The organism is Acidovorax sp. A1169 (assembly GCF_030704685.1).
Lineage (GTDB): Bacteria > Pseudomonadota > Gammaproteobacteria > Burkholderiales > Burkholderiaceae_C > Acidovorax.
Genome location: NZ_JAUZDX010000011.1, coordinates 190,911 through 211,588, shown reverse-complemented (window position 1 = coordinate 211,588; position 20,678 = coordinate 190,911). Strand labels below are relative to the sequence as shown.

Annotated in this window: 17 protein-coding genes; all 17 read right to left on the bottom strand. The window is 66.1% G+C overall.

What is annotated here, in order from left to right; genetic code table 11:
• Window positions 1–231: 231 nt before the first annotated feature.
• The 17 genes from QYL93_RS19000 to QYL93_RS18920 all read right to left on the bottom strand — a co-directional run bounded on the left by QYL93_RS19000 (window position 232) and on the right by QYL93_RS18920 (window position 20,665).
• On the bottom strand, window positions 232–1,008 hold the full coding sequence (locus QYL93_RS19000) for an enoyl-CoA hydratase (protein WP_305745105.1): 777 nt from the start codon (window positions 1,006–1,008) through the stop codon (window positions 232–234).
• 89 nt (window positions 1,009–1,097) lie between these two features.
• Window positions 1,098–1,979: an acyl-CoA thioesterase II gene (locus QYL93_RS18995; protein WP_305745104.1), complete on the bottom strand. Its 882-nt coding sequence runs from the start codon at window positions 1,977–1,979 to the stop codon at window positions 1,098–1,100.
• 27 nt (window positions 1,980–2,006) lie between these two features.
• Window positions 2,007–2,891 carry an alpha/beta fold hydrolase gene (locus QYL93_RS18990; RefSeq protein ID WP_305745103.1) on the bottom strand — a complete coding sequence of 295 codons (885 nt, stop codon included), beginning with the start codon at window positions 2,889–2,891 and terminating at the stop codon, window positions 2,007–2,009.
• A 204-nt stretch (window positions 2,892–3,095) separates the two neighbouring features.
• Window positions 3,096–4,295 (bottom strand): acetyl-CoA C-acyltransferase, encoded by a 1,200-nt coding sequence (locus QYL93_RS18985; RefSeq protein WP_305745102.1) that lies wholly within the window; start codon window positions 4,293–4,295, stop codon window positions 3,096–3,098.
• 15 nt (window positions 4,296–4,310) lie between these two features.
• Window positions 4,311–4,829 carry a DUF4442 domain-containing protein gene (locus QYL93_RS18980; protein WP_305745101.1) on the bottom strand — a complete coding sequence of 173 codons (519 nt, stop codon included), beginning with the start codon at window positions 4,827–4,829 and terminating at the stop codon, window positions 4,311–4,313.
• Between the two features lie 12 nt (window positions 4,830–4,841).
• Window positions 4,842–7,262: a 3-hydroxyacyl-CoA dehydrogenase/enoyl-CoA hydratase family protein gene (locus tag QYL93_RS18975; protein ID WP_305745100.1), complete on the bottom strand. Its 2,421-nt coding sequence runs from the start codon at window positions 7,260–7,262 to the stop codon at window positions 4,842–4,844.
• A gap of 90 nt (window positions 7,263–7,352) precedes the next feature.
• The gene (locus tag QYL93_RS18970; protein WP_305745099.1) at window positions 7,353–7,793 is read right to left on the bottom strand and encodes a DUF2147 domain-containing protein; all 441 of its coding nucleotides are present in this window, start codon (window positions 7,791–7,793) and stop codon (window positions 7,353–7,355) included.
• A 47-nt stretch (window positions 7,794–7,840) separates the two neighbouring features.
• Window positions 7,841–9,637 (bottom strand): acyl-CoA dehydrogenase C-terminal domain-containing protein, encoded by a 1,797-nt coding sequence (locus QYL93_RS18965; protein WP_305745098.1) that lies wholly within the window; start codon window positions 9,635–9,637, stop codon window positions 7,841–7,843.
• Window positions 9,638–9,642: 5 nt separating this feature from the next.
• Window positions 9,643–10,377, bottom strand: a complete 735-nt coding sequence (locus QYL93_RS18960; RefSeq protein WP_305745097.1) for a TetR/AcrR family transcriptional regulator — start codon at window positions 10,375–10,377, stop codon at window positions 9,643–9,645.
• Window positions 10,378–10,513: 136 nt separating this feature from the next.
• Window positions 10,514–11,182 carry a nucleoid occlusion factor SlmA gene (slmA, locus tag QYL93_RS18955; protein WP_305745096.1) on the bottom strand — a complete coding sequence of 223 codons (669 nt, stop codon included), beginning with the start codon at window positions 11,180–11,182 and terminating at the stop codon, window positions 10,514–10,516.
• A 178-nt stretch (window positions 11,183–11,360) separates the two neighbouring features.
• A complete protein-coding gene (locus QYL93_RS18950; protein ID WP_305745095.1) occupies window positions 11,361–12,812 on the bottom strand; it encodes a sensor histidine kinase in 1,452 nt (483 codons plus the stop codon).
• Window positions 12,813–12,886: 74 nt separating this feature from the next.
• Window positions 12,887–13,579, bottom strand: coding sequence for a response regulator transcription factor (locus QYL93_RS18945; protein WP_057200070.1), 693 nt, complete (start codon window positions 13,577–13,579; stop codon window positions 12,887–12,889).
• Window positions 13,580–13,595: 16 nt separating this feature from the next.
• Window positions 13,596–14,486 (bottom strand): acetylglutamate kinase, encoded by an 891-nt coding sequence (argB, locus tag QYL93_RS18940; protein ID WP_057200069.1) that lies wholly within the window; start codon window positions 14,484–14,486, stop codon window positions 13,596–13,598.
• A gap of 318 nt (window positions 14,487–14,804) precedes the next feature.
• Window positions 14,805–15,905, bottom strand: coding sequence for a glycosyltransferase (locus QYL93_RS18935; protein WP_305745094.1), 1,101 nt, complete (start codon window positions 15,903–15,905; stop codon window positions 14,805–14,807).
• A gap of 196 nt (window positions 15,906–16,101) precedes the next feature.
• Entirely contained in the window at window positions 16,102–17,487 is a 1,386-nt protein-coding gene (locus tag QYL93_RS18930) for a TolC family outer membrane protein (protein ID WP_305745093.1), read from the bottom strand.
• 4 nt (window positions 17,488–17,491) lie between these two features.
• Window positions 17,492–18,853: an HlyD family type I secretion periplasmic adaptor subunit gene (locus QYL93_RS18925; RefSeq protein WP_305745092.1), complete on the bottom strand. Its 1,362-nt coding sequence runs from the start codon at window positions 18,851–18,853 to the stop codon at window positions 17,492–17,494.
• A 57-nt stretch (window positions 18,854–18,910) separates the two neighbouring features.
• Window positions 18,911–20,665 carry a type I secretion system permease/ATPase gene (locus QYL93_RS18920; protein WP_305745091.1) on the bottom strand — a complete coding sequence of 585 codons (1,755 nt, stop codon included), beginning with the start codon at window positions 20,663–20,665 and terminating at the stop codon, window positions 18,911–18,913.
• Window positions 20,666–20,678 lie beyond the last annotated feature (13 nt).

The following is a 20,678-nucleotide window of genomic DNA, read 5'->3' as shown; positions in this document are numbered from 1 at the left end:
TTGACCGGAGCTGCCTCGAAGAGGGTGCGCAGTTAGTTCTTCGGCGTCACCCCAGGACCGAGCATCGCAGGCTGCCCCACTCGCCCGCCAGGGCGAGTGGGGACACGGGCAGCGGGGTCGCCTTTCTTTGGGGTACCTTTCTTTGGCGACTCAAAGAAAGGTACCTCGGCCGCCGGGCCGAGACCCGGCCTCCGCCCTCAGAAAAGCACAGAAGCAACCACCATCACAACATCAGGCCTTGCTGAAGTCAGGCTTGCGCTTTTCCATGAACGCCGAAAACGCCTCCCGCGCAGCAGGCTCGCGCAGCATGCGCCCAAAGCTGGCGCCCTCTTCCGCCATGCGCTCCAGCACCGGCTGAATCTGCCCCTTCTTCATCAACCGCTTGGTCTCGATCAAGGCCGACAAGGGCTTGGCAGCCAGCTTCTTCGCCTGCGCCTGCGCGATGCCATTGCACTCCGTAGGCGGCACCACGCGGTTCACCAGACCCACTTCCAGCGCAGCCTCGGCCATGAAGGGCTCGCCCAGCAGCAACGCCTCGGCCGCACGGTGGTAACCCATCATCTGCGGCACCAGCAGGCTCGACGCCGCTTCGGGGCACAGGCCAAGGTTCACGAAGGGCATGGAGAACGCGGCGTTGTCACCTGCATAGACCAGGTCGCAATGGAACAACATGGTCGTGCCGATGCCCACGGCCGGACCGCAGACGGATGCGATGACGGGCTTGGGGAACGCGGCAATGCCATGCAGGAAGCGGAACACCGGCGAATCCTGCGTGGCCGGCGGCTGTTGCAAGAAGTCGCCGATGTCGTTGCCCGCGCTGAAGATCGCCACATCGCCCTGGAACACCACCACGCGCACGGCGGCGTCCGCTTCGGCCGCAACCAGCGCATCGGCCATGGCCGCGTACATGGTGGTGGTGATGGAGTTTTTCTTGTCCACCCGGTTGAAGGTGATGGTGGTGACACCGGCTTCGGTGTGGACGAGGATGTCTTGGGTGGATGCAGTCATGGCGGGAATCTCGGGGTTTGGGATGAATGGGGCATCGAAGGACGGATGCGGGCGCAGGATGCTAACGCCCCCTGCCCGCCTTGCATCCATCATTCCTTGTAGTAAACGATCTGGTGGCTCGTGGCCAGCATGGTGCCGGCCTCGTTCCACAGCTGGGCGGTCTGGTCGAAGAAGCCGTTGCGGAACTCCTGGCCGCGCGCCTGGCCCAGCAGGTGGCCGGTGCCGGTGGCTTGCAATTGCTCCGAACTGGCGTGGAAATACACGGTGATGGACACCGTGCCCGCCGGCACGCGGCGTGCGCGGCGCAGCCAGACGCGCGGGTAGAACACATCGGCCAGGGCGGCGAGCGACAGAAAATCAAGCGGCCGCGGTGGCGCATCACGCATCCACAGCTGCGTGGTGCTGTGATCGCCGCTGCCATCCCAGGTGTTGGGGATGGGACCTTTCAACGGGCGCATTTCATAGCGATTGATCCACTCCACCCCTTGCCGGGCAATGGGCGCCAGCTCGCCGGGCGGCGTCACCTCGGGCATGGGCAGATCGCCCACGCTCCAGGTCTCGCGGCGCACGGCTGTCACCGCCGTGCCGGTGGTGGTGACCACCAGCGCACCCTCGGCATCGGCTTGCAGGATGGACAGTGTCCAGTGCTGGGTGGAGCGGTTGGTGCGCACGGGCACGGCCTGGATGGTGAAGGCGCCCTCCACCAAGGCCCCCGCGTAGTTGACCGTGAGCGACAGGGGATCGCCCAGCCGGTCCGGGTGCAGCAGGATGGCCTTGAGCAGGCTGGCCGCCGTGATGCCGCCAAACGGACCGACCATGTTCCAGTAACCGGGGTGGGTCTGACCCTGGTACTGCCCCGGGGCATCACCGCTGGTGGACAGCTGCAGCGCTTCGTCGAGCGGGTGGCGGTGTTGGTCGGCGGGTGTTGCCGAAGCGTCGTCGCTGACGTGCGGGGTCTTGGTGCTGGTCATGCGCTGAGTGTGCCGCGAATTACGGGACTACACCGTCGTGCCGGTGACTGTGGCCGCACCCAGCCCCGCCAGCAAGGCCGCCGCCGCGCGCGGCCACAGGCTGCTGCTAAACTGGTCGCGAAAGAAACCGAAATGCCCGATGCGGCGCACCTGCAGATCCGCCGGGGTGATGCTCTCCACCCGGCGTTCGGTGTTGGCATACAGGTTGACCAGGTTGTGCGTGCCGCGCAGCGTCATGAGTTCGTCGTCGCTCATCGACAGGGCCAGCACCGGAAAGCGCACGGCCCCGTAGCTCTGTGCCACGGCAGTACCTTCGGCCCCCACACTGTAGGCCGGGTGCAGGCACCAGCGGCGCCATTGCAGGATCACGCCGGCCGGCAGGTCGCCGACCTTCTTGAGCGTGCGACCCGGAAAATAACCGCACAGCCGCGTGGCCAGCGGCACCAGCACCCACCAGAAATACGGAACGATGCGCTTGAGCTGCGGCGCATTGTCGCGCCAGTACCCACTGCCCGCCGCCACGCTCAGCAGCCCATCGACCTGCCCCGGGTTGCGCAGCAACCCTGGCAACTGCGCCCCCAGGCTGTGCCCCAGCAGGTACAGCGGCGACGCAGGCAGCGCCGCCTTGGCAGCCGAAATCACGGCCTCGTAGTCCTGCGCCCAGTCGAACAGATCCGCCTTCACGGCCCGCATGGGACCCTGCAGCGAATCCCCATGCCCCCGGTAGTCGAACGTCGTGACCCGAAACCCCTGCTGCGCCAACCAGCGCGCAAACGCTTCATAAAACCCCTGCCGCACCCCCATGGCCCCGCCAATCACGACGCTGGCGCGAACGGCAACACTGCCCTCAGGCTCGTACACGCGCAGCGCCAACGGCACCCCGCCAACCACCTGCAAAGTCTGCTTGTCCATGCCTGTCTCCTGTGAGGACCGATCTGCGCCGGTTCAATGGAAAACACTTCAAACAACGTGCTCTTCAACCCCGCCCTCAAGGGCGTAGCGAGCGGTCTTCAGGCTAGGCGGACGGAGCACAGCAACCGGAACGTACTTGCGGTACGTGAGGATTGCGAGCACCGCCCAACGACGCATGAAGGCCGCTCGGTAGCCAGCCAACCATCAAACGGATTCGAAGATGCCGGCGGCGCCTTGTCCCATGCCTACGCACATGGTCACCATGCCGTACTTGAGCTTGTTGCGCTTGAGCGCATGCACCACCGTGGCCGACCGGATCGCACCCGTCGCCCCCAGCGGATGGCCCAGCGCAATCGCGCCCCCCATCGGGTTGACCTTCGATGCATCGAGCCCCAGCGTGTTCATCACCGCCAGCGACTGCGCCGCAAAGGCTTCGTTCAGTTCGAACCAGTCGATGTCCTCGTGCTTGAGGCCGGCGTAGCGCAGCGCCGCAGGAATCGCCTCGATCGGGCCGATGCCCATGATGTGCGGCGGCACGCCCTTGGCGGCATAGCTCACGAAGCGCGCCAGCGGCGTCAGGCCGAAGCGCTTGACGGCGGCCTCGCTGGCCAGGATCAGCGCACCGGCGCCGTCGCTGGTCTGCGAGCTGTTGCCGGCGGTTACGGAGCCGCGCGCGGCGAACACCGTCTTCAGCTTGGCCAGGCCTTCGAGCGTGGTGTCGGGGCGGGCGCCCTCGTCCAGGCTCACGGTGCGGCTCTTGGCAATCGACTCGCCGGTTTCGAGGTTGGCCGTGCGGTCGGTCACTTCGATGGGCGTGATTTCGTCGGCGAAGTAGCCCGCTTTCTGCGCGGCCAGGGCCTTCAGGTGCGACTGCAGCGCGAATTCGTCCTGCGCGTCGCGGCCGACCTTCCACTGCTGGGCGACCTTTTCGGCCGTGAGGCCCATGCCATAGGCAATGCCAACGTCGCCTTCGCGCTCGAAGATCGAGGGCGACAGCGAGGGCGAGTTGCCCATCATGGGCACCATGCTCATGCTTTCCACGCCGGCCGCGATCATCACGTCGGCCTCGCCCACGCGGATGCGGTCTGCCGCCATCTGCACGGCCGACAGGCCCGATGCGCAAAAGCGGTTGACGGTGATACCGCCCACGCTGGTGGGCAGGCCGGCCAGCACGGCGCCGATGCGCGCGACGTTCAGCCCCTGCTGGGCTTCGGGGATCGCGCAGCCGCAGATGATGTCCTCGATGGCCTTGGGATCAAGGCCGGGCACTGCTGCCAGCGCTGCCTTGAGCGTGGTCGCCAGCAGGTCATCAGGCCGGGTGTTGCGGAAGAAACCGCGGTGCGAACGCCCGATGGGCGTGCGCGTGGCAGCAACGATATAGGCTTCCTGGACTTGTTTGGCCATGGTGGTGAAACTCCTTCAATTCTTGGCTGGGCGGCTGGAGGATGGAATCCAGGCCCAGGTAAATGCACATTCGACCGGCTCGGCGCCGGCCTCATCGGTCACGGTGACGGTGACCTGAACCTCGCCCTTGTCGCTGGCCTGCATCGCAGCACGCTGCTCTGCCGTGAGCACGGCCACGGCCTTGAGGCCGCCCGTGGCGCGCTTGCGAAAGGCCATGCGGAGCTCCTTGGCCAGCGGGATGCAGTCGTCGCGCACGTTCATGCCCACGACCATGCCGGTGGCCGTCTCGGCCAGCAGGTTCATGGCCGAGGCATGCACGCCACCGATGTGGTTCTGCACCCGGTGATCGTTGGCCAGGTGCACCTCGACCCGTTCGGGCGTGAGCGACACGAACTTCACCCCGGCCGTACCCGTGAAGGGCACTGCGCGGCGCAGGATGATGTTCTGCACGAAACCGCGCATGAAGGCCGGGGCTTCGTCCAGCCGCATCAGCGAGCGCTGCAGCTTATTCGGGGGGCGGGTAGCGTCGTTCATGGAGACGGCCGGTCAGTTGCGCACGGGCTTGCCTGTGGACAGCATCCCGAGGATGCGCTCCTGCGTCTTGGGGTGCTCGATGAGCGCGCAGAACGCCTTGCGCTCCAGGGTCATCAGGTACTCCTCGCTCACCAGGGTGCCGGCATCCACGTCGCCGCCGCAGACCACTTCGGCGATCAGGCCGGCGATATGGAAGTCGTGCTGGCTGATGAAGCCGCCGTCGCGCATGTTGACCAGCGAGCCCTTGATGGTGGCGATGCCGCTGCGGCCGACCACCGGGAACAAGCGCTTGGCGGGCGCACGCCAGCCGCCCTTGGCCAGGGACTTGGCCTCGTTGATGGCCACGAACAGCAGCTCGTCCTTGTGCGGCACGATCACGTCGCTGTCGAGCAGGTAGCCGAGCTTGCGCGATTCGAGCGCGCTGGTGCCCACCTTGGCCATGGCCGCAGCCGTGAAGCCTTCGGTCAGGAAGGGCAGGATGTCCTTGCCCGTGGAGGTGGCGGCGTTCTCGGCCGCGCGGCGGGCGATGTAGGTCAGGCCGCCAGCGCCGGGCACCAGGCCCACGCCGACTTCGACCAGGCCGATGTAGCTTTCCATGTGCACCACGCGGCGGGCCGAATGCACGGCCAGCTCACAGCCACCGCCCAGCGCCAGGCCGCGCACGGCGGCCACAACGGGCACGTTGGCGTAGCGGATGCGCAGCATGGTGTTCTGCAGTTCCGCTTCGGCGCCTTCGATGGCGCTCACGCCGGCCACCATGAAGGCGGGCAGCATGGCCTGCAAGTCGGCACCGGCGCTGAAGGGCTCGTCGCCCGACCAGATCACCACGCCTTCGTAATCCTTCTCGGCGATGTCCACGGCCTGGGCCAGGCCTTCGGCCACGTCGGGGCTGATGGCATGCATCTTGGTCTTGATGCTGGCGATCACGATGCCGGTACCGGGCGCGCGGTCGGCGCCTTCCAGCGTCCACAGGCGGATGGCGTCGTCCTCATGCAGCGTGGTGCCGGTGGTGGCGAAGTCGGGCAACGCTTCTCCGAGCAGCTTCTCGGGGAAGTGCTGGCGCTCGTACACCGGCAGCGCGCGGCGCGCGATGAACTTCTTCGCCGATGCGCTCCACGATCCCTGGGCGGTGTGCACGCCACCGGCCTCCGCCACGGGGCCCTTGAACACCCACTCGGGCAGCGGCGCCTTGGACAGGGCCTTGCCGGCGTCGATGTCCTCCTGGATCATCTTCGCCACGTCGAGCCAGCCGGCTTCCTGCCAGAGCTCGAAGGGGCCTTGCTTCATGCCGAAGCCCCAGCGCATGGCCTGGTCCACGTCGCGCGCATTGTCGGCGATGGTGCCAAGATGCACGGCGGCGTAGTGGAAGCTGTTGCGCAGGATGGCCCAGAGGAACTGGCCCTGCGCGCCTTCGGCATTGCGCAGCAAGCGCAGGCGCTCGGCTGCGGGCTTCCTGAGCATGCGGCCGTACACCTCGTCGGCCTTCTGGCCGCCGGGCACGTACTCTTCGCTCTCCAGGTCAAAGCGCAACACATCGCGCCCGACCTTCTTGTAGAAGCCGGCCTTGGCCTTCTGGCCGAGGTTTCCCAGTTCGAGCAGCTTCTTGAGCACGGCGGGCGTGCCGAAGCTGGCGTAGAACGGGTCGCTCTTGTCGTCCAGGTTGTCCTGCAGCGTCTTGATGACGTGGGCCATGGTGTCGAGGCCCACCACGTCGGCGGTGCGGAAGGTGCCGCTCGACGCGCGGCCAAGCTTCTTGCCCGTGAGGTCGTCCACCACGTCGTAGGTCAGGCCGAAGTTCTCGACTTCTTTCATGGTCGCCAGCATGCCGGCGATGCCCACGCGGTTGGCCACGAAGTTGGGCGTGTCGTGGGCGCGCACCACGCCCTTGCCCAGGCCGCTGGTGACGAAGGCTTCGAGCTGGTCGAGCACTTCGGGAGAGGTCGTGGGCGTGTTGATCAGCTCCACCAGCACCATGTAGCGCGGTGGGTTGAAGAAGTGGATGCCGCAAAAGCGCGGCTTGATGCTCTCGGGCAGCGCTTCGGACAGCTTGGTGATCGATAGCCCCGAAGTGTTCGATGCCACGATGGCATGCGGCGCGACGAAGGGCGCGATCTTCTTGTACAGGTCGAGCTTCCAGTCCATGCGCTCGGCGATGGCCTCGATGATGAGGTCACAGTCGCGCAGTTGCTCCAGGTGCTCTTCGTAGTTCGCCTGGCCGATCAGGGCGGCGTCGTCCGTCACGCCCAGGGGCGAGGGCTTGAGCTTCTTGAGTCCTTCGACGGCACGGGTGACGATGCCGTTCTTCGGGCCTTCCTTGGCCGGCAGGTCGAACAGCACCACAGGCACCTTGACGTTGACCAGGTGCGCAGCGATCTGCGCGCCCATCACGCCCGCGCCCAGCACGGCGACTTTCTTCACTTGGAATCTTGACATCGGTATTTCTCCTGGAGGGCGGCAGCGTCGTGGCGCCTCCGTTGTTGCACACGCCGGCAGGAGCCGGTACGTGCGGTTTTCTTTCTTTGCTTACTGGACCCGCACCCAGGTCTGCGTGCGGCCGAAGGGGCCGATGGAGCCGCGCACCTCGAGCTTCTTGCCGCCCTCGATAGGCGCCATGCGCAGCGTGTAGTTGCGGCCGTTCTCGGGGTCGAGAATCTTGCCGCCCTCCCACACGTCCTTACCCTCGGCCTTCTTCGCGCCGCGAATCAGCTCCAGGCCCAGCAGCGGCTTGCCCTTGCGGTCATCGCTGCACTCCGCGCACACCTCGTCGGGCTTGGCGTCCTTGGCCAGGCGCTTTTCGAGCACGCCGGTCAGGGCACCGCCACCCCCATCGCGGATGCGGATCTCGGCCTTGGCCTCGCCGGTTTTGTCGTCAACGTTGCGCCACAGGCCTTCGGGCGTCATCTGCGCCCAGGCCGGTGCTGCAAGGGCGACGAATGCAAGGGCGGCTGTTGCTGCTTTGTACATGGACGCTGCTCCGTGGTTCAAGGGGTCGGGATCCGCAAGCCAGCGGCTCAGGCCAGGGCCAGGTCGGTGTCCATCAACACCTTGCTGCCGGCGCGGGCCGTGCGCATCAGCGTCGCCGTCTCGGGGAAGAGCTTGGCGAAGTAGAAGCGCGCGGTCTGCAGCTTGGCCTGGTAGAACGGGTCGGTGTTGCCGGCCGCGATCTCGCGCAGGGCGACCTGGGCCATGCGGGCGAACAGGTAGCCGAAGACCAGGTGGCCGGCTACGCGCAGGTAGTCCACGGCGGCGGCGCCCACTTCGTCGGGGTTCTGCAGGCCCTTGAAGCCGATCTCGGTGGTGAACTTGGTCATCTGGTCGGCCAGGTAGGCGACCGGGTTGATGAACTCCGCCATCTTCTCGTTGACACCCTCTTCTTCCACCAGGGCGCCGACGAGCTTGCCGAACTTGCGCAGCGTGGCACCATTGTTGCCCAGGATCTTGCGACCCAGCAGGTCCAGCGACTGGATGGTGTTGGTGCCTTCATAGATCATGTTGATGCGGTTGTCGCGCACGTACTGCTCCATGCCCCATTCCTTGATGAAGCCATGGCCGCCGAAGACCTGCATGCACGCATTGGTGGCGATGTGGCCGTTGTCGGTGATGAAGGCTTTGACGATAGGCGTGAGCAGGGCCACGAGTTCCTCGGAGTCCTTGCGCACCTTCTCGTCGGCGTGGCCATGGGCCTTGTCCAGCAGCAGCGTGCAGAAGATCTGCAGCGCACGGCCACCTTCGGCATAGGCCTTGGCAGTGAGCAGCATCTTGCGCACGTCGGGGTGCACGATGATCGGGTCGGCGTCCTTGTCCTTGGCCTTGGTGCCCGACAGGCTGCGCATCTGGATGCGGTCCTTGGCGTAGGCCAGCGCGTTTTGGTAGGCCACTTCGGTCAGGCCCAGCGACTGGTTGCCCACGCCCAGGCGGGCGGCGTTCATCATCACGAACATGGCGGCCAGGCCCTTGTTGGGCTGGCCCACCAGGGTACCGACGGCGCCATCGATGGCGATCTGCGCCGTGGCGTTGCCGTGGATGCCCATCTTGTGCTCCAGGCCGGTGCAGAAGATCGGGTTGCGCTCGCCCAGCGAGCCATCGGCATTGATGTTGAACTTGGGCACCACGAACAGGCTGATGCCCTTGCTGCCCTTGGGCGCATCGGGCAGGCGGGCCAGCACCAGGTGGACGATGTTGGCGGCCATGTCGTGCTCGCCGGCCGAGATGAAGATCTTGTTGCCGGTGATCTTGTAGCTGCCGTCGGCCAGGGGTTCGGCCTTGGTGCGCAGCAGGCCCAGGTCGGTACCGCAGTGGGGTTCGGTCAGGCACATGGTGCCGGTCCACTCGCCGCTGGTGAGCTTGGGCAGGTACAGGGCCTTTTGCGCGTCGGTGCCATGCGCGTGCAGTGCCTCATAGGCGCCGTGCGACAGGCCCGGGTACATGGTCCAGGCCTGGTTGGCCGAGTTCATCATCTCGTACAGGCACTGGTTGAGCACGAAGGGCAGGCCCTGGCCGCTGTAGGCGGGGTCGCAGGAAAGAGCCGCCCAGCCGCCTTCGACGTACTTGGCGTAGGCGTCCTTGAAGCCCGTAGGGGTCTTCACCTCATGCGTGGCCTTGTCCAGCACGCAGCCTTCGGTGTCGCCACTGATGTTGAGCGGGAAGATTACCTCGGCAGCGAACTTGCCGGCTTCTTCGATCACGGCATTGATGGTGTCCACATCCACCTCGGCATGGGCCGGCAGGGCCTTCAGTTCGTCACTGACCTTGAGCACTTCGTGCATGACGAATTGCATGTCGCGCAGGGGCGGCGTATAGCTGGGCATGGGGGTTACTCCTTGGATATGGTGGTTTGGTTGGAAACTTTGCGGCGTGCCGCAGCGGGTGCTGCGGCCACAGGTGCGGATGCCTGCGCGCTGTAGCGCGCCAGGATGTTGCGAAAGCCCGTGACGGAGCGCGCCATGGAGCCGGGGGTTCGCAGAAAGCGCGCCTCGTAGTGCAGCGCGAGGATCAGGCCGTGGATCTCGAAGAGCATCTGCTCCTCATTGGTCTCGGAGCGCAGTTCACCGCACTCCTTGCACTGTTCGATGGCCCGGCGCATGGCGGCCAGCCAGGTGAGGACCGAGCTGGCCAGCGCGTCGCGCACGGGGCCGTTGCGGTCATCGAACTCGACCGCACCGCTGATGTAGATGCAGCCCGAATCGATCTCGATCGAGGTGCGCTTCATCCAGTTGTCGAACAATGCACTCAGGCGCGCCACGCCGCGCGGCGCCGACATGGCGGGGTAGAACACTTCCTGCTCGAAGCGCGTGTGGTATTCGCGGATGACGGAGATCTGCAACTCCTCGCGCGAGCCGAAGTGGGCGAACACGCCCGACTTGCTCATGCCCGTCACGTCGGCAAGGGCGCCAATCGACAGCCCTTCAAGCCCGATGTGCGTGGCCAGACCCAGCGCTGCCTCGACGATTACCGCCTTGGTATGCTGGCCTTTTTGCAGGGCGCGCCCCGTACCGCTGCGAGCGCGGGGGATGCGGGTGACCGCAGGAGAGTCGGAGGTGGCGGGCATGCGTGCAAATAAAAACGAACGTTCGTACTATTCTGCAGCAAATTCGCCCCACCGCCAAAAGCCTCTCCAAAAATAGGGAGACCGCACCAAAACTCTGTTGCACCGCAGCGACCTGCGGGTGCTGCGCCACTGGCGCTTACTTCTGGATCATCAGCGCCAGGCTGGCGTCCAGGTGTTCGGTGGGCATGCGGCGAAAGCCCGAGCGTGCATAGCGCTGCAGGCGCCCCAGCGCAAATGCGGTGAGCACGCTGGCGGCCACCTGGGCATCGACTGTGGGCGTGGCGGATGCTGCGCTGGCCGGCCGCAGGCACTGGCGCAGCGTGGACTCAATGCGGTCGAAGAACTGGTTCATGCGCTGCTGCAGGCGCTCGTGCTCGAACACCAGGGCATCGCCCACCATCACGCGCACCATGCCCGGATTGCGCTCGCCGAACTGCAAAATCACCGCGACGATACGGGCCGTCTGGCGCAGGCCCACTTCGGCCGGCTGGTCCGGATCGGGCACGTCGCGACCCGTGATCTGCTGCACGAGCGTGAACACGGACTGCTCGATGAAATCGATCAGTCCTTCGAACATCTGCGCCTTGCTGGCGAAATGGCGGTACAGCGCGGCCTCGCTGACGGACAGGCGTGCCGCCAGTGCGGCGGTGGTGATGCGCTCCGCCCCTGGCTGCTCCAGCATGGTGGCCAGCATTTGCAGGATCTGCACCCGGCGCTCGCCGGGCTTGGGCCGCTTGCGCGCGGCAGGGCTGTCCCCTGCATCGGCGGTGCTGGCTGGCTCGGGAGGCGTGAAAAGATCGGACATGCGCAAAGAGGGAGTGAGTACGCCCCGGGGCTGGCAGCCCCAGAGCCCTGGGGCCTGTGGTCCCCACCACCTGGAACGCATGCCGGGGTAACAGCATGCCCAGTCTGCGGCAGGGCGTAAATCATGTGTGGAAATGATTCTCGCACAGCCCCTGGGGAGCCCCAGGCAAGCAGCCCCGCTAGAGCGGAAACACCACAGTCACCACCAGGCCACGGCCCTGCGCGCCGGTGCTCAGGGTCAGCGAGGCGCGGTGTACGCGGGCAATCTCGTCGGCGATCGCCAGGCCCAGGCCCGTGCCCTCCCCCACCGTACCCGGCACCCGGTAAAAACGCTGCATCACCCGGGTGCGCTCGGCATCGGGCACGCCGGGGCCATCGTCCTCCACCTGCAGGAAAACGCGCGGCGGCCCGCTCTTGCCCTGGCGCATGCCGCAGCGGATCGTGACGATGCCCGAGGGCGGGGTGTACTTGATGGCGTTGTCCACCAGGTTGGACAGCAGCTCGCGCAGCAGCCAGCCGTGGCCCGTGACATGCACGGGCTGGACCTCGATCCCCAGGTCCAGCCCTTTGCCGGTGGCGGGGTCGAGAAAGGTTTCGAGCAGGGTCTCGCACAGGTCCTTGAGGTCCACGCGCTGGGGCTGCTGGGCGTCGAGGCTGCGCGCGTCGGCACGCGACAGGGCGAGCAACTGGTGCGCCAGCTGCGAGGTGCGGCGCGTGGCGTTGCGCAGCTTCTCGATCTGGTCCACGCCCAGCACGATGGCGCCCTGGGTGCGGCCATCGGTGGAAACGGGGCCTTTCTTGTCCAGGCCGGAAGACGGCTGCCGCTGGGGCGCAGCCGCCTTGGCCATCATGGCCCAGGCCTCGACCTGGGCCTGTAGGCCTGCGAGCGGCGTGCGCAGCTGGTGTGCTGCGTCGGCAACGAAGCGGCGCTGCCCTTCGGCCTGGGCATTGACCAGCGCGAACAAGCGATTGAGCGAGTGCACGAGTGGCCGCACCTCGGACGGCGACGAGGCTTCGTCGATGGGGCTCAGGTCGCGCGGCGAGCGGTGCTCCACGGCTTCGGCCAGGTCCACCAGCGGCTTGAAGGCCTGGCGCACGGCCCAGTGGATGGCCAGCGCGGCGGCGGCCACCAGCACCAGATTGGGCAGCAGCACGCGCAGCAGCAACTGCTGGGCCCACTGCTGGCGCGGGTCGGAACCATCGGCCAGGGCCACCACCATCTCGCCGGCACCCGTGCGCCCGCGCTGCACGGCCACCCGGTAGGTCACGCCGCCGTACTCCATGCTGTGGAACTCGGGCGCCAGGGTGGTCGGCACGGCGCTGTGCACCCAGTCGTCGCCCAGCAGCAGCTTGCCCGAAGGGTCGCGCACGCTGTAGCCCGAGAAGCCGGCGTTCTGGCGCAGGAAGTCCTCCAGCGGCGGGGCCAGCAGCAGCAGGGGCGGATCGTTGTCGCGGATGGCCGGGGCCAGCACCGAATCGGACAGGGCGGGCAACAGGCGCAGCAGGCGCTGGTCGTGCTGGCCGGCAGCCTCGTCCGCCGACCGGTAGTCCAGCCAGACGCCAATGGTCGCCAGCACGCACAGGGGCAGCACCAGCAGCAGCAGCAAGCGGTTGCGCAGGTCTGAGGTCATGGCACGCAGCCCGGGCCGTCGCGCAGGTGGGGTCCGGGGTTCCATGGTCAGGGCAGCGCCAAGAAAAAAAGGGTTCAGCCGGCCTGGAGTTCGAGCCGGTAACCGAACCCCCGGATGGAGCGCAGCGCCACGCCATGCGGCTCCAGCTTGCCGCGCAGGCGGGATACATACACCTCGACCGCGTTGGGCGTGATCTCCTTGTCCCAGCCGGTGAGCGCCTGCAGCAGCTTGTCCTTGCTGGCAGGCTTGGGCGCATTGATGAGCAGGTATTCGAGCACCGTCCATTCGCGCGGACCGAGTTCGATCACCTGCTCACCGGTATCGGATCGAATGCTGGCACGCCGGCCTGCCGTGTCGAGCTCCAGGGGCCCGAAGCTGAGCACGGCGGTGGTGGCAGCCTGCGAACGGCGCAGCAGGGCCCGCAGCCGCGCCAGCAGCTCGGGCAGTTCGAAGGGCTTGACCATGTAGTCGTCGGCCCCCAGGTCCAGGCCCTGTACGCGGTCATGCAAGGCATCGCGCGCAGTGAGTATCAGCACCGGCATCGACGGACTGGCCATGTCCGGGCGGCGCAGGCGCCGCGTGAGCTCAAGCCCGTCCATGGCCGGCAGGCCGATGTCGATGATGGCGGCATCGAAGGATTCGACGCGCAGCACCTCTTCGGCGCGCTCGCCGCTGCCAACCCAATCGACCGCATAGCCGGCATCGGACAGCCCCAGCTTGATGCCGCTGGCCACCATCACGTCGTCTTCGACCAGCAGCAGTCTCATGCCGTCACCAGGATCATCAATGGCTGCGGATCATCGTGCCGTAGGCCTGGTCAGTCAGGATTTCGAGCAGCATGGCATGGGGTACGCGACCGTCGATGATGTGCACGGCGTGAACACCCGCCTTGGCCGCGTCCAGCGCGCCGGCGATCTTGGGCAGCATGCCGCCGGAGATGGTGCCATCGGCAAACAGGGCATCGATCTCGCGCGCCGTCAGGTCGGTGAGCAGCTTGCCCTGCTTGTCCAGCACACCGGGGGTGTTGGTCAGGAGCATCAGCTTCTCGGCCTGGAGCACGGTGGCCAGCTTGCTGGCGACCACGTCGGCATTGATGTTGTAGCTCTCGTTGTTTTCGCCGAAGCCGATGGGGCTGATCACGGGGATGAAAGCATCGTCCTGCAGCGCCTTGACCACGCTGGGGTCGATGGAGAGGATGTCGCCCACCTGGCCCACGTCATGCTCGATGCTCGGGTCCTTGGTATCGAGCAGTTTGAGCTTCTGTGCGCGGATCATGCCTCCATCGCGCCCCGTGAGACCCACGGCCTTGCCGCCGGCCTGGTTGATAAGGCCCACGATGTCCTGCTGCACTTCGCCGGCCAGCACCCACTCCACCACTTCCATGGTTTCGGCGTCGGTCACGCGCATGCCCTGGATGAACTCGCCCTTCTTGCCCAGGCGGTTCAGGGCCGTCTCGATCTGTGGGCCGCCACCGTGCACCACCACAGGGTTCATGCCCACGAGCTTGAGCAGCACCACGTCTTCGGCGAAGTCGGCCTGCAGGGCCGGGTCGGTCATGGCGTTGCCGCCGTACTTGATGACAATGGTCTTGCCATGGAACTTGCGGATATAGGGCAGCGCCTGGGCCAGTATTTCAGCCTTGTCGCGGGGCGCAATCGAGAGAAGATCGGTCATGGGGCGTGCCATCAAGAGAAAACGAGGATGCGCAAATTGTGCCGCATTCGCGGGCAGGTCTTGCAAGCATTACCCGCGGATTCCGTTGTCCAATGCGTAGTCCACCGTCACAGCCTTTGAAACTGGCATGTCCCGAGCCAGTGCTCCCGCGCAAGGGCCGCCCCGCCGCGCTGGGAGCGTCCCCCTCCCGCATTGCGCAGCAATGCGAGAGAGGGGCTGAGGGCCGCGGCTCCAAGCCTGCCTGCGCAGGTTTGGACGTGCCCGAAGAGCCACCGTCTCTGGCGGTGACACCGAGGTGCGAAGCGACTCAGGGGGTGCTCACCTGCGTAACCAGTCAGGTACCTTGAAGCGCACGATGGCCAGGTACGCCACCACGTAGCTGATGACGAAAAGCCAGCAGAAACCCATCAGCACCAATGTGTTGTTCCAGAACAGGATGGCGGGCACCACGGTGAGCAGCGTGAAGCCCCACAGGTAGGGCGAGGTGCGGTTGTTGCGCATGAGCACGCGGCGCGACTCGTCGTCGTGGAAAACGCCGCGCACAATGCGCCGGTAGATCAGCTGATGGAAATGCAGGGCGTCGGCCACCCCGGGCGAGACGCCGCGCACCGCCTTGCGGTAGATCGAGAACACGGTCTCCCAGACCGGGTAGATCAAGAGCAGCATGGGGAACCAGGGAGAGACATCGGCATTGCGCTGTACCAGGGAGATACTGGCCAGGGCAATGACGACGCCCCATACATAGGCCCCGCCATCGCCGGCAAACAGCATGCCTCGCGGGTAGTTCCACACCAGAAAGCCCCCCGTGGCGGCTGCGGTCGTGACCAGCAGCGCCGCCAGGGAGCGGTCCCCCACCTGCAGGGCCACGTGGGCCAGGGCCAGGCAGACAATGATGGCGACCATGCCGGCCAGGCCGTTGTAGCCGTCGATGATGTTGAAGGCGTGGGGCAGGCCCGCCACGGCCAGCACCACAATGGCCAGGCCCAGCCAGGGGCAGGCCGACAGCAGCATGTCGACCCAGGGCAGGCCGATGCGGGGAACGGAAAGATCCAGCAGGAAGATGGCCAGGACCCCCGAGGCGCCAGTCAGCGCCAGGCGGTAGCGCACGGCCAGCCGCTGGGTCATGTCCTCGGCAATGCCGCCGAGCACGGCGGGCAAGAGCACCAGCAACCAGCTGCCAACCCACCAACCGAGCCGCAGGGAACCGGGGTCGCCCAGGAAAGACTGCAGCATGCCCAGGCCCCAGGCGCTTGCCAAGCCCAGCAGCAAGGCTGCGCCCCCCAACCGCGGTACGTCCCCCATGTGAAAGCGCTGGGGCATGCCATTGCCGTACGCAGATGCATGACCCCGCACCCAGCGTACGACGAACCCTGCAGCCATCGCCGCCACCAGAAAACCCACCACAGACAACCAGATCATGAGGCGCCAATCGTAACTGCAGGGACCGTGTCGTTGCGTAACCTCATGTACCCCGGCGTGCCGCCGGTCACACAATCCGTCCGGGCATCACACAATAGAAATGCGTCTCGCTTCCAATGAGGCACGCCGCGAACGACCTCGCTCACTCGCCAGGGAAGGCAGGCAAGCGAGGCATTTGCGGGGCTACGGCTGCGGGTCAGAGGGCCAGCCAGGCATTGATTTCCGATACGCTGGCCGCACGCTCGTCCCCCGCCAGGGATTGCAGGCGCAGGCGGGAGGCCACGTACAGATAGCGGGCCTGGGCCAGATCGCGCAGCGCCGTGGTCTTTTGCTGCTCGGCGTTCAACACGTCGAGCGTGGTGCGGGCGCCGGCCTTGAACGACATCTGGTTGGACAGCACGGCCTGCTCGGCCGAGCGCACGGCCTGCTCCAGGGCGCTGATGCGCAGCACGCCCTCGGTCATGCCGCGAAACTCGCGGTGCACCCGTACGCTCAGGTCCAGGCGCGTGGCCTCCAGCAGCTCACGGGCCCGCTCGGCACTGGCGACGGCCTGGCGCACGGTGGAGTTGACATAGCCACCGGCATAGATCGGAACGGTCAGTTGCAGGCCTATGGACTTGTTGTCATAGCGCGAATTCACGTTGGTCACGCTGTCGCTGCTGTTGCGCGACCACTGCGCCACCGCATCCAGCGTAGGCTTGTGCCCGGCCTTGGCCTTGTCTATCTCGAAGGTCGAGGCCTCCAGCCGGGCGCGCAGGGCCTTCACGTCAGGGCTGGCCTGCTCGGCACGGGCAATCCAGTCTTCCACCAGGCTGGGGGTAGGCGCCCCGGGGGTGAAACGCGCCAGATCCAGCCGCGCGAGGGTGCCCAAAGGCTGCCCCGTGATGGTCTCCAGCTTGCGACGGGTGAATTCCACGTTCTGCTGGACTTCGAGCTCCTGCGCATAGGTCAGGTCCAGCCGGGCCTGGGCCTCGTCGATGTCGGTGCGCGTGCCACTACCGGCCGCAAAGCCCTTCTTGGCCGCATCGAGCTGGGTGGTGTAGGTGCTCTTCTGCGAGCTGACAAGAGCGAGTTGCTCCTCGGCCAGCAGGGCTTCGAAGTAGGCTTCGCCCACACGCACCACGAGGCTCTGCTCCGCGCTTTCCAGCGTGGCATCCGCATCCTTCACCAGCGCCTCGGCCTGCTTGACCAGCGCGCCGATGAACGGGCGGTACAGCGGCTGGCGAATGGTCAGCCCCTGGTTGCCGCTGTAGTACTTGTTCTCCGTGGTGACGGGTTGACCCAGAACGTTCTGGGTATCGCTGGTGAGGTCGTTCTTGTTGCGACCCGCTGAGAAAGAGACGTTGGGTAGCCGCTGCGCTTTTGCCTGGGGCAGTTGCTCGCGGTTGGCATCGGCCGCGGCACGCGAGGAGCGGATGGTCGCATCATTGGCCAGCGCGGCTTCATAGGCCTGGCGAAGGTCGATGGACCAGGCGGGCGCGGCCGCCAGCAGCCCGGCCACGGCAGCGGCCATGCAGGTCAGGCGGGATGCATATCCGCGCCGGGCGCTGCCCGCAGGCAGGATGGCATATTGCAAAGTCATTGCATCACTCCTCGGTCATGGACGCCGCCAGCCGCTTGGTCAGCGGGTGCAGCAGGTAGGTCAGCATCGAGCGTTCGCCGGTCTTGAAGATGACTTCCACGGGCATGCCCGGTTGCAACTGGCGCTTGCCCAACTTCTTCATGCCTTCCGGCGTCACCTGGATGCGCGCCAGGTAGTAGCTCACATTGGTCTGCGGCTCGACCAGCAGGTCGGCGGAGATGGACACCACCTTGCCGTCCACCACCAACTGGGGCGAGTGGGCGAAGGAAGAGAACCGCACATCCACCGGCAGCTCGGAATGCACACGGTCGATCAGGTGCGGGGCCACATGCGCCTCCAGCAGCAGCGAGGCATCCTTGGGCACGATGTCCATGAGCTTTTGCCCGGGTGCAATCACACCGCCCACGGTCTGGATGGCCAGACTCACCACTTGGCCAGAGGCTGGCGCCTTGATCTCGGTGCGGCCCAGGTCGTCGGTGACGGCATGCAGTTTTTCGTTGTCCGACAGCACTTCGCGGCTGACCTCGGCCAACTGGGTTTCCACCTCTTTGCGGTATTCCTGCTGGCGCGACAGGGCGCGCTGGCGCAACTCACCAATGGTACGGCGCGCACGGATGGTATTGCCCTGAAGATCGGCAATCCCCGTCGTGGAGTCGGCGACCATGCGCTCCATCTCCAGCTGGCGGTTGCGTGGTGCATAGCCTTCCTTGACCAGACCACGCAGATTGCCCAACTCTTCATTGATCAGCGACAACTGGCTCTTGCGGCTGGCCAGCATGCCGTCATAGGCCTGCAGCAGGCCTTCCTGGCCCTGGATGCTTTCCTCGATGGATTGCAGGTCGGAGCGCAACAGGCTGCGCCGCGTCATGAACAGCTGCTCCTGGTTCTGCATCTGCTGGCGGATCAGCGGGTCGGAGCCTGCGGCCTGCAGGTCGGCATGGAAGCTGATACTGGCCAGGCCGCCCTGCTCGGCCAGCAGGCGCCCCTGCATGGCCCGCAGCCCCAGGTAGCGTTGGCGCACGGACTCGTAGTTGGCCCGTGCCACGGCCGAGTCCAGGCGGATCAGCAACTGGCCTTCCTTCACCTCATCGCCTTCGCGCACCAGCACCTCCTTGACGATGCCGCCACTCAGGTGCTGTACCGCCTTGCGCTTGGTATCGATGGCAACGATACCGGCAGCCGGCACCCCTTCGTCCAGCGGTGCCAGAGACGCCCACAGCAGGAACCCGCCAAAACCGATGGCCAGCGCCCACAAGCCCATGCGCCCGGCACGGCCGGAGTCCCCGGCTGCGGGAAGCGCCACGGCGTCGTTGCCGTCCAGCGATGGATCCGGCTTCTTATTCAAAGGAAACAATGATTTGACCATGTCAGTACCCGACAGAAAGAGGCATCAATAAAACGAAGTGCAGCGTTGGCGCCGCGCTCATGCGGGCACGGGCTGCAGCCCGCCCGAGGTCGCAGCCGGAGGCGAAGACTGCGCAGCAGCGGCGGCATGGCCCGCGCGCAGGGCGTCCAGCACCGCGTCACGCGGCCCGTCGGCCACCACCGCGCCGTCCTGAAGGACCAGCAGCCGGTCTGCAACGGCCAGGATCCCGGGCCGGTGCGTGATCAGGAATACCGTGCACCCCTTGGACTTGAGTTCCTGCACCGCGCGAACCAGGGCGGCTTCGCCCACGTCGTCCAGGTTGGCGTTGGGTTCATCAAGCACCACCATCACCGGATCGCCATACATGGCACGCGCCAGGCCCACGCGTTGGCGCTGGCCGCCGGAGAGGAGATTGCCCGCCTCGCCGATGGGCGTGTCATAGCCCTTGGGAAAGCGCAGGATCATTTCGTGCAGGCCCGCGCTGCGCGCTGCGGCAATGACTTTTTCGGGATCGACCTGCCCGAAGCGCGCAATGTTCTCGGCAATGGATCCCTCGAAGAGCTCGATGTCCTGCGGCAGGTAACCCAGGTACGGACCCAGCTCCATGCGGTCCCAGCCATCGATGGGCAAACCATCGAGCAGCACCTCGCCCGACGCACCGGGCCAGATGCCCATCAGGCAGCGCGCCAGGGTGGACTTGCCCGACCCCGAAGGGCCCAGGACCACGGTCACCGTTCCCGCTGGGGCTGCCGTACTCACGCCCTTGAGAATGGGCAGCGGCCGACCGGGAGCCGTTGCCACCAGCCCGCGCACCACAACATCCCCCTTGGGAGCAACGCGGGAAAGTGCCGTATCACGTTCGGGGTGTGTGCGCAGCAGATCCTCCAGGCGCTCGAAAGCGCTGCGTGCACCGATAAAGCTGCGCCAGGTGCCGACCAGCATGTCGATGGGCGCCAGTGCACGCCCCATGAGCACGTTGGCGGCAATCATGCCCCCTGGCGACAGCTGGCCGTCGATCACCAGCAAAGCGCCAATACCGAGTGCCAGCGACTGCTGGCTGTAGCGGATGAGCTTGCTCCAGGCACTGATACGGTGCGTGAGCGCCTGGGCCTGGCCATGCAGCTCCAGGGCCTTTGCATGGCGCTTGGCCCAGTGGGGGCGCAGGTTGTGCACCATGCCCATGGACTCCAGCGCCTCCGCATTGCGCAGCTTGCTTTGCAGATAGGCACCCGATTCCGATGTGGCCTTGGATGCGGCTTCCGATGGCGCTACGGTATGGCGGTGGCCAAACCATGCCAACGCACCCTGGATTGCGGCGAAGACCAGCGCCGCATAGCCCAGCACGGGGTGCAGAAAGAACAGCACGGCCAGGTAGATAGGAGCCCACGGAATGTCGAAAAACGCCAAAATGCCATTGCCCGTGAGGAACTGGCGGATCTGGATGAGGTCGGTGAATGCGCGCACCACCGAGGCCCCGGTCTGGCTCAGGCGGGCCTCGAAACTGGCGTTGAAGACACGGGTGCTGAGCACCCCATCCAGGCGCAGGCCGGCATGCACGAGCACGCGCGATCGCATCCACTCGGCAAACGCCATCACGATGAAAAAGAACAGCGTGATGAGCGACATGACGATCAGGGTCAGCTCGCTGCGGCTGGACATGACGCGGTCAAAGACCTGCAGCATGTACATGGTGGGCGCCAGCATGAGCACATTGGCCACCATGCTGAAGATGCCGACCACGATGAACTCCCGCCGGAAGGTCCACAGCGCCTCGGTGAGCTCGCTGCGGTGGAAAAAACCAGTTTTCTTCATGAATGGACTCGCG